Source organism: Bdellovibrio sp. HCB185ZH (genome assembly GCF_047302455.1).
Taxonomy (GTDB): domain Bacteria; phylum Bdellovibrionota; class Bdellovibrionia; order Bdellovibrionales; family Bdellovibrionaceae; genus Bdellovibrio.
Window position 1 is genome coordinate 79,319 of record NZ_CP178624.1, and the last position, 16,814, is coordinate 96,132.

Sequence of the window (16,814 nt, forward strand, 5' to 3'; positions counted from 1 at the left end):
TGAAACTGTCATGAATGAACGCCGTTATCCTGCGGTCGTTGTTTCCGAAAGCGCCTTCTTGCTTGGTACGAAGAACCGCAATGCTGAACGGACTAAGCTTCCGCAGTAAATCAGACCAAGGCTGCTCCACATGAGGAAAATTCCATCGAATGGAACTCGGAAGCGGTTTTCGGATTTGAAAATATAAACGGTAAAGAAAATTGTTAAAATCAACAGCGCACAAATTTCATTGAAAGATTTAGTTTGGTCATCTTTGTTTGCAGATCTGTTAACGATAAAGTCACTTTGAATGTTTTGCGTGAATGTTTGAACCGAATCGGACGGGCTTCCGTGAGCCAGCAAAGAATGGCTTTCTAAAGTTTGCGAATCATAATTTTTGCGACGTGCGGCTGCCAGGGCGCCGATCAATGCCAAAGGTAACAAAATCCATTCGAAAAAGGGTGCCCAGATTTTGTAAAGGAAATCGATAGGTGAGCCCGCAACCGGCCATGTGCTATTTCCATAAAACAGGTAATTAATATAGCGAAGGCTTTCCACCATGACCCACGGATTTTCTCGAACGCATTGAGCGCCTGCTTTCCAGAAGTAAGCTTGGTCGGTGAAGGGGCGGTCCCATTTTTTAGCAGTGGTTTCTTTTAAGCTCACGAACAGGGGAGACATCCAGCCTGCACCTGTGGAATCGGAATTATTTTTGGAAGGGCATTTTCCTTCGACAAAATTCAAAGCTCCCGCAGTGGGACCCCATTGCCATTGACCGTAGGCCCATTTTGTAAAGGCAAAGTGCGGAGTCATGACAATCAGACATCCCAGTGCCATCATCGAGACTTTTTTAATAGCCAAGCGAATCTGCGCACGTTCGCGATACACCAGCCATAAGCTGAACGCCGGAATAAAGAAAGCATGATTGCCTTTGAAATAAAACGAAACCATCAACAAAACGCCGACTATGAAATAATCCCGAAGTTTCCCTGTCTCCAAGGCAGATGAAACCAACCACAAAGTGAGCATGATTAAAAAGCTATAAGGAGATTCTGCCATATAGCGAGCGGTGAACCCCACTTGCGGAACGTCCAACGCCAAAAACAACAGCGTGAACAAAGCAGCCGTTTTACCGAAATGTTTTAAGGCCAAAAGATAGCCAAGTAAAACCGTACCCATAGATACGAAAATACTCGCCCATTTATGCAGTTCCCAATCGCCGAGCAAGCGCAAAGCCAAACCGTAAAAAGTGTAACCAATCGGCTGAAAGGTCTGACCTAAATTAAAGGTTCCGCGAAGCATCTGAATGCCCCGCTGAAAGTAGCCGGCCATATCTGAAAACAAAAACATTTCCGGAGGCATGGCGACTTGCGTGGTCCAAAACCGTAAAAGAAATCCCACCAGGAAAATGGCAATCACAGGTATTTTCCAGCGATCAGAAGGCAGCGGCAGTTTTGCATAAAGCATTCCACAAAAAGCGAAACACAAAACGATCAAGCCCCCCAGCAGTTGCGGAGCGCTCCAGTCCTTATCAAGGTAAAAACCAAAGTTGCCGCCGAAAGAATCCCCTGCAAGATTCCAAGTGGTAGGATTTCCCATAACATCCAGACGAGAATAAATCGGGAGTCCGCGCTCATTGTTGCAACGAAGTTCTGGAGAGGCGGGAAGCTTCCATTCAATGCCGTTTGTATTCATTGAGTTCAGGCAGCTTAAAGTTCGAAGACGGAACTGTTTTAAATTCATCCAAGAGGGCAATAATGAAGCACGCGTATCGAACTGAACCCAGAAAAGTCCGCCCTCAGCTGGATTGTGATCTTTAAGAATAACAGATGTAGGTGAGTTGTATTCTGTCTCTAAATTCGGACGCACGATTTGGATGTTTTGCATTTTCGGCGTCAGCAACTGAAACCAATTCAGGCAAATGATCCCGATAAATAAACTGAACCAAAACAGACGTGTTCGTGCAAATTCCATGGACGAAGCTGTAGCCTCGGCCATGATTTGCGGCAAGTTACTAAGTGGTCATTATTTTAATATCAACTCGTGAGACTTATTCTTTTCAATCTCTTCAGGATTCATCAATTGAGGACGATGTTTTCCCTGTAAGAAAAGCTTCACCTGATCCTGGTAAAAGGGTGAAAGCATGTGCCCGCTGATACCAATCGGGTTAATCCCCCAGCTGTGGGCGACATCCGCCATATCCACAATGCGGCGAGTGGAAGCGCCTGCAGTCACATTGAAATCTCCGCCCAAAGCGCGCGCTTTATTATTGGTGATTTCATTATAAGCTCCACCCATGGGATAGGGTCCCAGATTGAAAATATAACTCAACGGTTTTTCGCGGCCCAAGGGATGAATATATTCAATCGTATGAAGCTGGCCCCACTGCGGAGGTTGTGCCCATTTGGCAAAAGTCGCGCGCAGACCGTCCGTAAAAACATCGGAAGGTTTCACGATGGTCCACCATGGCGAGGTTTCATTTTTCACAACGCGTTCAAAAAACATCCAGGCATGGGGAGTGGAAAGATAATTCGCACGCAACTCACCCAAAGGTGCCAGCATCAACAACAGACTTTGGTTCACCCACTCATAGTAAAGACTTGCTTCTTGAGAATCTGGATTTGAAATGTAATTCCAATCCTTCAAGCGGTTTAACCACGGACCATATTTGCTTTGTTCATCAGAGGTAAGCGTCAAATAACCCAGCATTTTCTGCAGTAAAATAGCGTTGGCCATGTTGTAGTTTTTTACTTGCAGGGCGCGCATCTCTTCGCTGTTCCATTTTTCTTTAAGACTTAATTCCGTTAGAATTGTGTTTTGGCGATCCGCACTTTGCCAGTCGCCGCGAAGCTCTGAATCCACATTCGCCGGGCGAGTGTTCGCCGTCACAATCACGCCTGAATCTGGATTCACCGTGTGAGGTTTTTCCTGCCACGAGAGCAATCGTTTGTATTCGTCCTTGCCACTCGCCCCATCCAAAATCAAATCGGAGTTGGGATTGTTCTTGATTTCCACATCGCCAAACATCCACCACGCGATATTTTCAGCATCAGCGTACATCACATTCAATCCCGGAGCGGTTCCCGGCTTCAGCGCATTTTCAAATGTCTTCATGTCTTTGGCTTTGCCCATAACGTAGAGGGCATACAAAGGATCATTGTCGACTTTGTGATAAGCCCATTTCATAGATAAATCAGCGTCAATCACATGATCCATCAAGGGGCCATGGGGTGTTTCAATAATTTCCAAAGAAAGAGGTTCTTGTTTTTTTACCAGGATCGTTTCTTTACGAACGCTGTAAGGCTGCTCTTTGCCCTTAAAAATCAAAGTCTTTTTTTCACGATCAATTTTCTCGGAGTAAAGATCCATGTCGTCAGTTTGTGACATCGTGAATCCCCAAGCGTGATGAGGTGTGTGTCCCAAAATCGCAAAAGGGACCAGCGGCAGATAGTGACCGTAAATTTCAAAATCAGGTGTATGGATGTGAGCTTCGAACCAAACAGAGGGATGCGAATAGGCAATGTGCGGATCATTGGCAAAAAGGCTCTTGCCACTGACCGAACGTTTTGGAGACAAAAGCCAAGAGTTGCTGCTATCAAAAACGGTCGCAAAGGAATTATCAGCCACCGAGTAAAGGGGTGTCAGATCTATGTTCCCCGCATTTTTGTAAGGCGTTTTGAGCTGATCATTGCGAAGCTCATTGAAAAGCTCCGGTGAAAACTTTTGGGATAACGACGTCATTGTTGGATCTACTCGCAAGGCGATCCCAAAACTGTAAGCGATCTGTCCCGTCATCACATAAGAATCAATGGGGGAGAATGGCTCGGGCTTGATTCCCAGGATGGCCAAATCATAAGGAACAGGGCGAGTGGCGACATATTGGTTTGCGCCATCGCAAAAAGCTTCCATCAAAGCCCACATCTCAGAATCGAAAGTGCCGTCTTTGCGCTTTTTCTCAAGCATTTTTTCTGAAGTCTCTTTCAGCGCAAGACTGCGATATAGCATATCTGATTTGATGGTTTTTTCGCCAATCACCTCGGAAAGCAACCCTTGTGTTTGGCGGCGAGCCATTTCCATTTGGAAAAGTCGTTCGCTGGCCATGACATATCCCAGGGCTCTAAATGCATCTGTTTTGTTTTGAGCAAAGATATGGGGGATGCCAAAGGAGTCGCGTTGAATTTTTACGGGTGCCTGGAAGTTTGTGAGTGAAATTTCGCCATCCAGCGGTGCAAGAGAGCGGCGCATGAAGGCGTAAATGCCGATTCCAGCAATAACAACCAGAGCAGCAAGAACTAACAGGGAGATTTTCAGTTTTCTCATGATATCACTGTCACAAAGACCAGCTCCCGAGGCAAGCTTGCGAGATGTCACTATGCAGAAGGGAATGCCCCTAGCGAAGTGGCTTTTTTCTGTGCTAGAATCGAAGGGATGGGCAAAGCTTATAAAAAGAACTTTCAACTGGTGTCTGAGTTTAAACCTTCTGGGGATCAGCCAAAAGCGATCGAGCAGATGTTGGAAAACTTTGGTGCAGGACTAAAACATCAAACTCTTCTGGGTGTAACCGGTTCCGGTAAAACATTTAGTATGGCGCACACTATTGCCAAGATGAATCAGCCGGCACTGGTGCTCGCGCCGAATAAAACTTTGGCGGCACAGCTCTATGCAGAGTTTAAAGAGCTCTTCCCACAAAATGCGGTGGAGTATTTCGTCAGTTACTATGATTACTACCAGCCAGAGGCGTACATTCCATCTACGGATACCTATATCGAAAAAGACTCTGCGATTAACGAACAAATCGATCGCATGCGCCACTCGGCAACGCGTTCTTTGTTCGATCGTCGCGACGTGATCATCGTCAGTTCTGTTTCCTGTATCTATGGTTTGGGTTCTCCGGAAGCCTACGAAGGCATGATGATTCAAGTTGTCTCAAACACCGAGATGAAGCGGGATCATCTTTTACGTGAACTCATCCGTGTACAATATCAACGAAACAACGTCGATTTCACCCGCGGAACGGTGCGTGTGCGTGGCGATAATGTCGAAATTTTTCCGCCTTACGAGGAAGACCGTGCGATTCGTGTGGAATTCTTTGGTGATTATATCGAAAGACTTTCCTGGATCGATCCGCTGACAGGACAAGTGCTGGAAGAGATCGATCAAATCGGTATCTATCCGGGAAGTCACTATGCAACCGGCGATGACAACTTAAAACGTGCGATCAAAACAATTCAAGATGAGTTGCGGGATCGTTTGCAGTATTTAAATCAAAATTTGAAATTCCTGGAAGCTCAGCGCTTGGAACAACGAACTTATTACGACATCGAGATGATGGAACAAATGGGTTTTTGCCAAGGGATCGAAAACTATTCCCGCCATTTAACGGGCCGAGGAGAGGGTGAGCCACCTCCGACATTGCTTGAGTATTTCCCGAAAGACTTTATCACTTTTATCGATGAGTCCCACGTCACGGTTCCGCAAATTGGTGGTATGTACCGCGGGGACCGCGCACGTAAAATGACTCTGGTCGAGCATGGCTTTCGTATGCCGTCGGCTTTGGACAACCGACCTCTTAATTTCCAGGAATTTGAAAAAATGATGGATAAAGTGGTCTATGTGTCGGCGACACCAGGTACCTATGAATTACAAAAATCCGAGGGGATTATCGTTGAGCAGATCATTCGTCCGACAGGTTTGATTGACCCTGTGGTTGAAGTGCGCCCGGTAAAACATCAGGTCGATGACTTGCTAAAAGAAATTCGCGAGCGCATTAAACTCAAAGAACGTGTCTTGATCACGACACTGACGAAGCGTTCTGCGGAAGATTTGACTGAGTATTATGAAAACTTAGGGATTAAGATCAAATACCTGCATAGTGATATCGATACCATCGAGCGGTCTGAAATCCTGCGCGATTTGCGTTTAGGGGTGTTTGACGTTCTGGTCGGGATCAATCTCTTAAGAGAGGGTTTGGATATTCCAGAGGTAAGTTTGGTCGGTATCACGGATGCTGATAAAGAGGGCTTCCTTCGTTCCGAGCGTTCCCTGATCCAAACAATCGGTCGTGCCGCCCGAAACCTGAATGGGCGAGTGATTTTGTATGGTGATGTCATGACGGAAAGTATGACGAAAGCCATTGGCGAAACCGAGCGTCGTCGTCGTATTCAACAGGAATACAATGAAACCCATGGAATCACTCCGCAATCCATCCGTAAGAAAATCCGCGATGGTTTGGGCGAAGCGTTTGATGGATCTGTGGGTGGACAGCCGTTGAAAGGTGAGAACCGTCAAGAGGCGATCGTGAACAAGTACTCCCATGCGCCAGATAAGCTGACCCAGGAAATCGACAAGCTTCGTGATAAAATGCGCAAGCTATCTAAGAACCTTGATTTTGAAGAAGCCGCGAAAGTGCGTGACGAAATCAAGCGTCTGCAGATTGTGGAGCTGGGGATTCGCAGTGGCGAAGTGGAAGGCGATAGTGCCAAGGTGAATAAAGATGGCCTCGAGTAAATTCGAAGAAATCCGCGATAGGGTGCGCGAATTCCCCACACAAAGTGGCGTGTATCTGATGAAAGGGCCTGGCGATAAGATTATTTATATCGGCAAGGCCAAAAGTCTGCGCAATCGCGTGCGAAGTTACTTTACGGACAGCAAGGATCACTCTCCCAAAACAAGGCTTCTGGTTTCCAATATTCTGGAAGTCGAATACATTTTAACGAAAACCGAGGTGGAAGCATTCTTGCTTGAAGCCTCATTGATTAAAAAGCATCGACCTAAATACAATATTCGTCTGCGCGATGATAAAGCCTATCCTTACATTCGCATGAGCTGGTCTGATAAATATCCTCGCCTGTTTGTAGCACGTAAAGTAAAGCGCGACGGCTCGCTTTATTTCGGCCCGTATACCTCGGGCTTAGCCGTGCAGGGGACCATTCGTTTCTTGAACCGCACTTTTAAAATCCGTGACTGTACCGATGCCATGTTCAACACGCGCAAGCGTCCGTGCATGACTTATCAGATTGGTCGCTGCACGGCGCCTTGTGTGGAGTACATCACACAGGAAGATTATAAAAGTGAAGTTGAAGGCGCGAAGCTTTTCTTGAAAGGCCAAAATAAAAAAGTCATCAAAGCTTTAAAAGAAAAGATGATGGGGGCTGCTGACGAGGAAAAGTTCGAAGTCGCCGCTCGTTTGCGCGACTCGATTGAGGCGATCAAAACCATCTTGGAAAAACAATCCGTTATCAATGACACCACTGAAAAAGATCAGGATGCCGTGGGTTACTATGGTGATGAGCGTGGCTGCTTGATCGAAACGGTCCACGTTCGTGCAGGTCGTGTGATCGGGACACGTCCTCACTTCCTGCCACACTTTGACCCGAACGATTCTGCCGAAGATCCACGCGAGTGGATGGTGGACTTCCTGAATCAATATTACGAAGACAACTTCATCCCGGATGATGTCCTCTTGCCTTTAGATATCGGTAGCGACTTAAATAAGCTGATGGAGCAGGTGTTGGAATCGCGCTCGGAAACGAAATCCACAGTTCGTTTTGCGACAGATGAACGCGGTCGTTCATTGGTGGAGATGGCCAACGAAAACGCCAAGGCGCACTTCTTAAAATATGTTTCCAAATCCGAAGAAAAACTTCGTGGTCTGCAAGAGATCAAAGAAAAATTCAATCTTCCGGAGATGCCTCGTCGTATTGAGTGTTATGATATTTCCACGTTCCAAGGGGCGGAAACTGTGGCCTCACAGGTCGTTTTCGAGGAAGGTGTTCCGGCCAAGGATCATTATCGCCGTTATAAAATCAGAACCGTCGAAGGTATCAATGACTTTGCCTCCATGTACGAAGTTTTAAGCCGTCGATTTAAGCACACGGAATATGAAGATCCACAACTGATTGTAATCGATGGTGGTAAGGGGCAGTTGTCCCAAGCCATCAAGATATTGACCGAAATCGGTCGAAATGACATTCCAGTCGTCGGTTTAGCAAAAGCTCGTACCGAAAGTGACTTTCAAAAGGCTGAAGTGGAATCCACGGATGAACGCTTCTTTCTGCCGGGTCGCGCGAATCCGGTGATTTTCAAAAACAACTCGGAAGCACACCACATTCTTGTGGGAATCCGTGACGAGGCCCATCGTTTTGCCATCACTTACCACCGCAAGCTCCGTGAAGGCACGTCTTTAGAGAGCGAATTGGATTACGTCGTGGGCTTGGGTGAAAAAAGAAAGAAAACTCTTTTGACTCAGTTTAACTCTATTGATGAAATCAGAATGGCCGATCCAAGTGAGATTGCAAAACTTAAAAGCTTCAACCGCGTTTTGGCTGAGCGTATTATTTTGCAATTGAATGAATCGGAAGAAGAAGAAGTCGAAGCTGAATAAAGCCCGGCTTATAGCCGAATAGAGTGCACATGAAGAATCATGCCTTTTTAGTGGGAATTGCCATTTTCTTTAGCCGTATCGCAGGACTTGTTCGTGAGCGTGTTTTTGCTCACTTCTTTGGTAACTCGGCCGCGGGTGACGCCTTTAAAGCCGCACTAAAAATTCCAAACTTCCTGCAAAATCTTTTTGGCGAGGGTGTGCTCTCGGCGAGTTTCATTCCTGTTTATGCTCAACTTTTGGCGAAAAAGCATGACGAAGAAGCCGCCAAAGTGGCTTCTGTTATCGGCAGCTTGATGTTTTTACTGACTTCGTTGCTGGTGATCAGTGGAGTATTTGCGACACCATTCCTGATTGATCTGATTGCGCCTGGGTTCACCGGTGAAAAACGCGAACTGACCATTCAAATCGTGCAGATCTTATTCCCAGGAACGGGCTTTTTGGTGATGTCCGCCTGGTGCTTGGGGATTTTGAATTCTCATAAAAAGTTTTTCTTATCCTACATTGCACCAGTCATTTGGAATTTGACGATCATCGCAACCTTGGTGATCTGGGGTTCCAAGCAGGTCCAATTTGAATTAGCCATCACAGTGGCGTGGGGTTTGGTTGCGGGAAGCTTTTTGCAGTTTTTTGTGCAGTTGCCGTCAGCGCTTCGTCTGGGTAAAAAAATCAGGCCTTCGCTTGATTTGAAAATTTCCAGCGTCACGACAGTCATGAGAAATTTTGTTCCAGTTGTCGTTTCCCGTGGTGTTGTTCAAGTCAGTGCCTATATTGATAGTATGCTTGCGAGTTTGTTGCCGACGGGTGCGGTTTCTTCATTGGCTTACGCGCAAACTTTGTATTTGTTGCCAGTGAGCTTGTTCGGAATGAGCGTTTCAGCGGCAGAGCTTCCCAGCATGTCCCAAGCGGTGGGGAGTGATGAAGAGATTCGTACTTACCTAAAAGGTCGTCTGAATCGCGGCTTGCAGCAAATTGCTTTTTTTGTGATTCCGAGTGTCGTGGCCTTTTTACTTTTGGGTGATCTTATCGTGGGTGCCGTATTTCAAACCGGGCAGTTTGATGCGAGCAGCACGCAGACCGTATGGATGGTTTTAATCGGTTCAACGGTGGGCTTACTTGCCTCCACCTTGGGCCGTCTTTATTCTTCGACATTTTATTCTTTGAAAGATACGCGCACGCCACTGAAGTATGCGGTGATTCGTGTGATTTCAACAACAGGTCTAGGCGTGCTGTTCGCATTTTATCTTCCAGGTTGGTTGCATCTTGATGCCCAGTGGGGGACGCCAGGTTTGACGGCCTCGGCGGGAGTGGCTGGTTGGATCGAATTCTATTACCTGCGCCGGGCTTTAAATCGTAAAATTGGAGAAACAGGTTTGCCCCTTAAGTTCCAAGCCAAGGTTTGGTCTATCGCGGCGATCAGTGCCGCTATGGGAGCAGTCGTTGCGCGCTTTGCGCTGTCTCCGGATCTGCATGTCATCATCAGGGCTGTGGTCGCCGTTGGCATCTATGGTGTGCTTTACTTTGGATTGGGATATGTATTCAAGATTGAGCAAGCACAAGGTTTCTTGGAAAAAGTCTTGCGCCGCTTGAAACGCTAGTCGGTGCAGTTAAACCATAGTAAGCTTTGTTCGTCATGAATGATTCATCAATGTGGTCACCGCTCAAAATTTCAGTTTACCGTAACTTTTGGATCTGTGCTTTTTTGTCAAATCTTGGAACCTGGATTCAAGATGTGGCAGCAAGCTGGGTGATGACACATCTATCAACCTCGCCGTTAATCGTCTCTCTGCTTTCTTTTACCAGTAATTTGCCTGTGGTTTTTTTGAGTATTGCCGCAGGTTACTTTGCCGACCAAGGACATCGTCGTCGCATCTTGCTCGCATCTGAAAGCATGATGTTTATTGCAGCTGCTATCTTGGCTTATCTGGTTTGGCAGGAAAAAATCACGGAAGGCTCGTTGCTTCTGCTTTCCCTGGTGATGGGTGTGGGCTTTGCTCTTTCTAATCCTCCATTTCAAAGTGTTCTGACGGATCTGGTTCCCAACGAACGTCAGGCGCAGGCCGTGTTGGTTTACTATATCGGCATCAATATCACGCGTGTTCTAGGTCCCACCTTAGGTGGTGTGATTCTTGGGGGAGTGGGACCAGCCGCCGCTTTTTGTCTGAACAGTCTTTCGTTTTTAGGTTTGATTTTATTTTTTTGGAAGTGGCCGGTTAAGGAAGCAGCTCCTCAGCACGAAGAAAAAAAGGAAATCAAATTTACACAAAAAGAATTTGAATTTCTGTTCTCCTTCCACAACATGAAATTGTGGGTGGAAATTTTCATCGTTACTTTTTTTGCTTCAAGTTTGTGGGCTCTTTATCCAACACGCGGTCGTTTGGAATTGGGGTTAAATAGCTGGCAATATGGATCTCTTCTGGGATTTTTAGGATTGGGCGCCTGCTTTGCCACGATTTATTCCAACAAAATCATGCTCCCTGAAAGAACTGGTCAGTCCTTGGCCGGAGCTTATTTCGTCTATGCGGTGGGCTTGTTTTTCATTGGCGTGGCGCCAAGCTATATCTTCATGTGTCAGGGGATGTTCTTTGCAGGGATTGGTTGGTTGATCTTAGCAACCTTGATGAATATGAGTTCACGCCAGCTCACAGGAAAATCCCATTTGAAGGCCACTATGTTGGGCGTGTTCCTTGCGGTCTTTTATGCCGGAATGGCGTTAGGATCTGTGAGCTGGGGAGCGATGGCGCGCATGGGTTCCACGACTATGGCTTTGATCACTTCGTCTGCGGGATTAACGGTGATCGCACTTTATAAATTTCTAAATTCCAAAGTCGTAAAATCTCTTTAAGAAAAATTAAAGTCCCCGCGTTGCCACGTTCAAAGGAGAGTCATTGCCGTTGACCCCTGTGGGCGCGCGAGTGGCTTTACTGACGATTCCAAAGGGGATGTCGCCCCACCATTTTTCAATCACCACGCCATTTTCAGTCGTGGTGATTTTGCAGGTTTTATATTTTCCTGGATTTGTTTCCAAAGTTTCCAGCACGCCGCCTTTGTCTTTACATTGAGTCAGCATGGCGCTGTATTTTGCAGGAGTGTAGAGATCCGCGGTTTCAATTGTTTGGGTGGAGGTCTCTTGACCCACGCGAGTGTTTATTTTCACTGTCCAAACTTTGGTGTCTTTATTGTAAGCGACAACTTCTTTGATGATTTGAACTTCAGAGGCAACGCCTTCCGCCGTTTTAAAATCCCCGGACCAAGTGACCTTGTCGCCTACGCTGGGATAAGCCATCGCTTGAAGTGATCCTAAAGTCACAAATGTAAAGGCAAACACCCTAGAACGTGCATTCATGGGACCTCCTTAAGGTCTTTTCATTAACTTTTTTAGAATGTCACAGGGGTTTCGACCTCCGGGAATAAATTTGAACCATCTTGCTAGGAATCAAAGCTAACAAAGCAGCGCATTAACTGCGGTTTTTATAGTCTAGAAACTAGGGCCGGAGTAAGCTCCTGCCCATGAAGGACTACGTTCAATATTTGGAAGAAGTTTTGGGTTTGCAAAAGGTCATGCTGAATGACACGACGGCATCCGTGGGAGCTGCGCCCGACGCAACACCAACGGTGGCGAAAATCCAATTTTTCACTCAAAAAGGTCCTTACGTTCCAAATGAAATGGTTCACCGTGAACTGGTTTTCCTAAATATCCTGACTCAAGCTAAAGAAAGTTTCTTCCGCCCAGAAACACGCGATCTTTTTGATAGAATGAAATCCGCGATGAAAATTCGCAACATTCAAGTTTTAGAATTGGATTGCACGGTGGAGGATCGTTCTTTGTTGCCGTCAGAGCTGGCGCAGTTTTGTGAAAGCAAAGTGGTCGTGGTGTTCAGCTCTTTCCCGAAAGATCTGGGAGAGATGATTTACAAAGGCCCAGGCAAGTGGATTGAAACTTACAGCCCTGCGTATCTTTTGGAAGATGCGGCGGCGAAAAAGGTCGTTTGGAACGACCTTCAAAAAGTGATGAAGGAGTTGAATTTATGATGAAGCTCTTTGTTCCTGTGCTACTGATGTTGTTGCTGGGGACGAAAGTTTCATTAGCAGCGACCTGCACCGTTGCTGTTACCATCAACGAGGCCATCACGGCATCAACAACTGATTACCTTGAACGCGCGGAAAAGCGCGCCCTTGAAAATAAATGTGATTCCATTTTTGTCAGAATGAACACTCCCGGCGGAAGCTTGATGAGCACGCGCCGAATTGTCGAGCGCATGCTGGCGTCTAAAGTTCCGTATCTTTGCTTGATCACTCCACGAGGAGGCCATGCCGGAAGTGCAGGAGCCATTATTCTGCAAGCCTGCCACGTGAATGGGGGAGTGATCGCCACCAACGTGGGAGCTGCTACACCGATTATGGGAACGGGCGAAAAGATGCCCGAGGACCTACGCAATAAGATGATCAACGATACGGTGAGCTGGCTTGAAGGTGTGACCACTCTTCGGGAGCGTGATCTGAAATTCTCAAAAGATATTGTGACAGAAGCCAAATCCGTGAGCTCTGCGGCAGCCGTGGCATCCAAAGCTCTGGATATTTTGGCCGAAGACGAAGCTGACTTCCTTAAGAAAGCAGAAGGCCGAAAAGTTTTGATGCAGGATAAAGCTCCGATTCAGGTGGTCGTCGGTGACTTGCGCGAGTTCACGCCCGACACTCGTTATCAGATTTTAAGTTTTATCGCGGATCCTGAATTTGCTTACCTCTTATTCATGGGAAGTCTGGGGCTTTTGTATGTGGAACTGACTCATCCGGGTCTGGTTGCGCCAGGGGTGATTGGTGGCATTGGCTTGGTCTTTTCGATGATTGCTTTTCACAAATTGGAAGTGGCGTGGGGAGGCTTGGCCTTAATTCTTTTAGGGATCGGTTTTCTTATCGCCGAAATTTTTATTCCAAGTTTTGGTATTTTAGGAATTGGCGGATTGGTTTCACTTTTTGTGGGAAGTGTTTTCCTGTTTGATCAGAGCACCGGTTACACTTTGCCGTACTCTGTGATTTTGCCAGTGGTTCTGGCCATTGGCGCCGTGTTTTTTGGCGTTGGATATCTGGCTCTTAAAACTTTGCGTTTAAGATCCCGCGATGCAGATCAAGATTTAAAAGACAGCACGGGAATCGTCACCAGTACTGATGAAAATGGTCATAAGGGTCAGATGCAAATTATGGGGGAAACCTGGAACTTTGTTTCTGAAGATTCCCTGAGGGTCGGAGAGCACGTCAGTGTTACCGCACGCCAGGGACTGACTTTGAATGTTAAGAAAAATAAGGAGTAATTGCGATGGAATTTATTATTATTCTGTTGGTCGTTGGCGCGATCATTTTAAGTTCGATGGTCAAAATTCTGAATGAATGGGATCGTGGTGTGATCTTGCGTCTGGGTAAAGCCGTTGACGTGCGTGGACCAGGTTTGATCATTTTGATTCCGTTTGTTGAGCGTATGATCAAAGTGGATACGCGTACGATCGCGATGGACGTAAAACCTCAGGACGTGATCACGAAAGACAACGTCAGCATGCAAGTGAATGCAGTGGTGTACTTTAAAGTGATTTCGCCGATGGAAGCGATCACGAAAATTGAAGATTTTTATTTCGCGACCAGTCAGTTGTCGCAAACGACATTGCGTTCTGTGATGGGGCAGTATCCGTTGGACGATGTGCTTGAGCACCGTGATAAAATCAACGGCGCACTTCAAGGCATTCTTGATAAACACACGGAAGCGTGGGGTATCAAGGTGACAATGGTGGAAGTGAAACAAATCGATTTGCCAAAAGAGATGCAAAGAGCCATGGCTCGGGAAGCGGAAGCAGAGCGTGAGCGCCGCGCCAAAGTGATCAGTGCCGACGGGGAGTTGCAGCGTGCTGAAAAGCTTGCGCAAGCTTCTACGACTCTATCCAGCTCTCCTTCAGCCCTTCAGCTGGCGTACTTGCAAACTTTGACCGAGATTGCTGGAGATAAGACCAACACAGTGATCTTTCCGTTGCCACTAGATCTGGTTAAACCGTTTATCGAATTGGAACGAAAAAACTAGACTTTCATCCCCTGACATATGTTGGTTAAATAAAAGAACAGCTTTAAGAGGCCTACGGATTGGGCCTCTTTTTTTAACTCTAGGATGGAGACTGCGCGTGAGATTATTCTGGGCCCTGGTGTGCTTTTTAGCAGCTCTGACGTACTCGATCTCTGAAGCTCAAGCCCAAACTCCAACACCTGCTTCTGTGCCGCTGCAACAGACGACGGTCGCCTCCCCAAAACCCGCATTTGATAAAGAACTTGTTCGAGTGCGTTTGTTGACGAATTCCAGACGTGTGCAAGTGGCAGGACAAGCGCTGCGCTTTCAAATTCTTTCACAGCCTTATCGTAATGTGGCTATCCCTGACAGTGGTTCTGCTGAAGTTCGCGTGATGAAGAAAAACGGCAAGCATATCTGGGCTTTGCGTTTAAATAATCGCGATAGCGAGCATCTGTTCAAAGAAAAATATCTGATGATCCAAGGTGAAAACCTGCGCGTGGGCGCACAAAGCCTTCCTTCTCGTGTATTGCTTGCGGCAGGTCCGGGGGAGCAAGTCGATGTGGTCGGCGTGTTGCCCTTGGATGAATACCTTGCAGGCGTTCTTTCCAGTGAAATGCCAACGAATTGGCCCATCGAAACTCTGAAAGCCCAGGCGGTGGCGGCTAGATCTTACGCTTTGTCTGTGATGGAAGAGCGCGCTGATAAACCCTATCACCTTGAAAGTTCCGTTCTGGATCAAGTTTTCCGTCACGTCGTGGACGGGGATGAAAGCGATCCCAAATTGCAAAAGGCTTTGAAGGCCGTCCGCGAAACTGCTGGAGTGAAACTTTTTACGGGAAATCACAATGTTCTAAAGGCTTATTACCACGCTGACTGCGGTGGACACACGACTCTGGCTAAGAACGTGTGGAGTGGTGGTGTGAACAGTGGAGTTGCAGTTGATAATTCCTGCCCGACAAATCCTAAAGCGAATTGGACAGTGAAAATCAGTCGTGCTGAGCTTGCCGAAAAGTTGCGTGTGGATGACGTGACCAAGCTCACTTTGGATCGCGCCAGCAATGAAACTCGCGTGCGTGGAGTGAAAGTCGCAATGAACGAGGGCGAGCAGAAATATATTACCGCCAATGAGTTTCGTCAGGCTTTGGGATTTTCAGATCTTCGCAGCACTTTATTTGAAATGAAACAAGACGGTGATCTTTATACTTTCACGGGCCGTGGCTTCGGGCACGGTGTGGGTCTTTGCCAGTGGGGCAGTCGTGCGCTGGGGCTTAAAGGTCAAAATTTCGTGCAGATTCTTAAGCACTATTATCCAGCCGCCCGGGTCGCGCGCAATTAATTCTGCAGCTCAATATTCAAATGCAAGTTTGAAGGCATATCATAGGCGTGGGTCTTAGGCAGGATCGAAAAGATCTGCACTCGCTTTTGTCCTTTCACTCCCACCCAATCTTCCAAAATTTCGTTATAGCGCGCAGATACTTTCAGCATCGCTAAGCCAATGTCGTATTTTTTGATCAGCTCTGCCGTGTCCTGATGTTTCTTTGAAAAGTGCACAAAGATCGGCTCTTCCGAAAGTTCCAGAACGACATAAAACTGATTTTTAAAATCAGGGTTGGTTTTTAAATAATAGTAGTAAACGAATTCATCAATCGCGACATAAGACACACGATTTGATTTAAGCATCATCAATGATGTCTGATCGCTGGAAGTAAATATCTTGTTGATTTGCGTGTTTTCATCGAACTCTTTGCCGAAAGGAAACTCTGCCGGAAGGGCTACGGATTTTCCTTCCAGATCTTTTACTCGCGCGGGTTTGCTGCGCACGGTGATTTTGTTGGCGATGATTAAGCCTTTGCTTTTAAAGAGCGGCTCTTTGGGGAATAAAAAATCCGCATCCATTTCTTTGGAGTGAGCGGAGTTGAAACAGGCGACGTAACGACCGGTTGCGGTTTGAGCTTTACAGCGGGTGTAGGGGACTTGGACGAGTTCGATATTTTCACCGACGTTTTTAAACGCAGCACGAACAATATCAATCGACATTCCGACAGCGCGGTTTTCTTTTTTAAATGCAAATGGGGGCCAAGAGTCCTCGACGAGGATTTTGATAGGCTTTGCGGAAGTGGAAATACTCGCCAGGAGTACAAACACTGTTAAAGATCGTTTAAACAGAAAAAGCATTACTGGTGTTTAACAGGCGTAACACCAGGGATCATCTTACTTGTGTGTAATCTGGTTTTTAGAACCCCATGAACACTCGTGCTGCGAACATAAATACAGCGCCGAGGATCAAAACATTCGTTGCAGTGACAGTCATTTCCGCGTCCTTTTTGTACGTGATACATCCCATTTCGGTAATGTTAGGGAAAATCTTAAATATTATTTTTGCGTACATATCTTCGACATGTCTTATTT

At 46.6% G+C, this 16,814-nt stretch carries 12 protein-coding genes; 8 read left to right on the top strand and 4 right to left on the bottom strand.

Going from position 1 to position 16,814, the window contains the following annotated elements; genetic code table 11:
• Positions 1–24 precede the first annotated feature (24 nt).
• Entirely contained in the window at positions 25–1,953 is a 1,929-nt protein-coding gene (locus ACLSU7_RS00350) for an ArnT family glycosyltransferase (RefSeq protein WP_413293533.1), read from the bottom strand.
• Between the two features lie 51 nt (positions 1,954–2,004).
• Positions 2,005–4,299 (bottom strand): penicillin acylase family protein, encoded by a 2,295-nt coding sequence (locus tag ACLSU7_RS00355; protein WP_413293534.1) that lies wholly within the window; start codon positions 4,297–4,299, stop codon positions 2,005–2,007.
• A gap of 108 nt (positions 4,300–4,407) precedes the next feature.
• Here ACLSU7_RS00355 and uvrB point away from each other — a divergent pair, with 108 nt between their 5' ends.
• The 4 genes from uvrB to ACLSU7_RS00375 are packed head-to-tail and all read left to right on the top strand — an operon-like array spanning position 4,408 to position 11,204.
• Complete coding sequence (gene uvrB, locus ACLSU7_RS00360) at positions 4,408–6,486, top strand: excinuclease ABC subunit UvrB (protein WP_413293535.1); 2,079 nt, start codon at positions 4,408–4,410, stop codon at positions 6,484–6,486.
• Positions 6,473–8,362, top strand: a complete 1,890-nt coding sequence (gene uvrC / locus ACLSU7_RS00365) for an excinuclease ABC subunit UvrC (RefSeq protein WP_413293536.1) — start codon at positions 6,473–6,475, stop codon at positions 8,360–8,362. Before uvrB ends, uvrC begins: the two co-directional genes overlap by 14 nt.
• Positions 8,363–8,391: 29 nt before the next feature.
• Positions 8,392–9,957: a murein biosynthesis integral membrane protein MurJ gene (murJ, locus tag ACLSU7_RS00370; protein WP_413293537.1), complete on the top strand. Its 1,566-nt coding sequence runs from the start codon at positions 8,392–8,394 to the stop codon at positions 9,955–9,957.
• A 35-nt stretch (positions 9,958–9,992) separates the two neighbouring features.
• A complete protein-coding gene (locus ACLSU7_RS00375) occupies positions 9,993–11,204 on the top strand; it encodes an MFS transporter (protein WP_413293538.1) in 1,212 nt (403 codons plus the stop codon).
• Between the two features lie 6 nt (positions 11,205–11,210).
• Here the strand turns inward: ACLSU7_RS00375 and ACLSU7_RS00380 are convergent, their stop codons facing one another.
• Positions 11,211–11,705 (bottom strand): hypothetical protein, encoded by a 495-nt coding sequence (locus tag ACLSU7_RS00380; RefSeq protein WP_413293539.1) that lies wholly within the window; start codon positions 11,703–11,705, stop codon positions 11,211–11,213.
• A gap of 164 nt (positions 11,706–11,869) precedes the next feature.
• Here ACLSU7_RS00380 and ACLSU7_RS00385 point away from each other — a divergent pair, with 164 nt between their 5' ends.
• The 4 genes from ACLSU7_RS00385 (at position 11,870) to ACLSU7_RS00400 (ending at position 15,741) form a co-directional block, all read left to right on the top strand.
• Positions 11,870–12,391, top strand: a complete 522-nt coding sequence (locus tag ACLSU7_RS00385) for a hypothetical protein (RefSeq protein WP_413293540.1) — start codon at positions 11,870–11,872, stop codon at positions 12,389–12,391.
• Complete coding sequence (locus tag ACLSU7_RS00390; protein ID WP_413293541.1) at positions 12,388–13,668, top strand: NfeD family protein; 1,281 nt, start codon at positions 12,388–12,390, stop codon at positions 13,666–13,668. The genes ACLSU7_RS00385 and ACLSU7_RS00390 overlap by 4 nt, the downstream gene beginning before the upstream one ends.
• A 5-nt stretch (positions 13,669–13,673) precedes the next feature.
• The gene (locus ACLSU7_RS00395; RefSeq protein WP_413293542.1) at positions 13,674–14,423 is read left to right on the top strand and encodes a slipin family protein; all 750 of its coding nucleotides are present in this window, start codon (positions 13,674–13,676) and stop codon (positions 14,421–14,423) included.
• A 97-nt stretch (positions 14,424–14,520) separates the two neighbouring features.
• A complete protein-coding gene (locus ACLSU7_RS00400) occupies positions 14,521–15,741 on the top strand; it encodes a SpoIID/LytB domain-containing protein (protein ID WP_413293543.1) in 1,221 nt (406 codons plus the stop codon).
• Here ACLSU7_RS00400 and ACLSU7_RS00405 read toward each other — a convergent pair.
• Entirely contained in the window at positions 15,738–16,580 is an 843-nt protein-coding gene (locus tag ACLSU7_RS00405; RefSeq protein WP_413293544.1) for a substrate-binding periplasmic protein, read from the bottom strand. The genes ACLSU7_RS00400 and ACLSU7_RS00405 overlap by 4 nt on opposite strands.
• Positions 16,581–16,814 lie beyond the last annotated feature (234 nt).

Excerpts from the sequence above, each read along its gene's own strand:
- ACLSU7_RS00350 (WP_413293533.1), bottom strand. The coding sequence starts at position 1,953 with ATGGAATTTGCACGAACACGTCTGTTTTGGTTCAGTTTATTTATCGGG.
- ACLSU7_RS00355 (WP_413293534.1), bottom strand. The coding sequence starts at position 4,299 with ATGAGAAAACTGAAAATCTCCCTGTTAGTTCTTGCTGCTCTGGTTGTT.
- uvrB (WP_413293535.1), top strand. The coding sequence starts at position 4,408 with ATGGGCAAAGCTTATAAAAAGAACTTTCAACTGGTGTCTGAGTTTAAA.
- uvrC (WP_413293536.1), top strand. The coding sequence starts at position 6,473 with ATGGCCTCGAGTAAATTCGAAGAAATCCGCGATAGGGTGCGCGAATTC.
- murJ (WP_413293537.1), top strand. The coding sequence starts at position 8,392 with ATGAAGAATCATGCCTTTTTAGTGGGAATTGCCATTTTCTTTAGCCGT.
- ACLSU7_RS00375 (WP_413293538.1), top strand. The coding sequence starts at position 9,993 with ATGAATGATTCATCAATGTGGTCACCGCTCAAAATTTCAGTTTACCGT.
- ACLSU7_RS00380 (WP_413293539.1), bottom strand. The coding sequence starts at position 11,705 with ATGAATGCACGTTCTAGGGTGTTTGCCTTTACATTTGTGACTTTAGGA.
- ACLSU7_RS00385 (WP_413293540.1), top strand. The coding sequence starts at position 11,870 with ATGAAGGACTACGTTCAATATTTGGAAGAAGTTTTGGGTTTGCAAAAG.
- ACLSU7_RS00390 (WP_413293541.1), top strand. The coding sequence starts at position 12,388 with ATGATGAAGCTCTTTGTTCCTGTGCTACTGATGTTGTTGCTGGGGACG.
- ACLSU7_RS00395 (WP_413293542.1), top strand. The coding sequence starts at position 13,674 with ATGGAATTTATTATTATTCTGTTGGTCGTTGGCGCGATCATTTTAAGT.
- ACLSU7_RS00405 (WP_413293544.1), bottom strand. The coding sequence starts at position 16,580 with ATGCTTTTTCTGTTTAAACGATCTTTAACAGTGTTTGTACTCCTGGCG.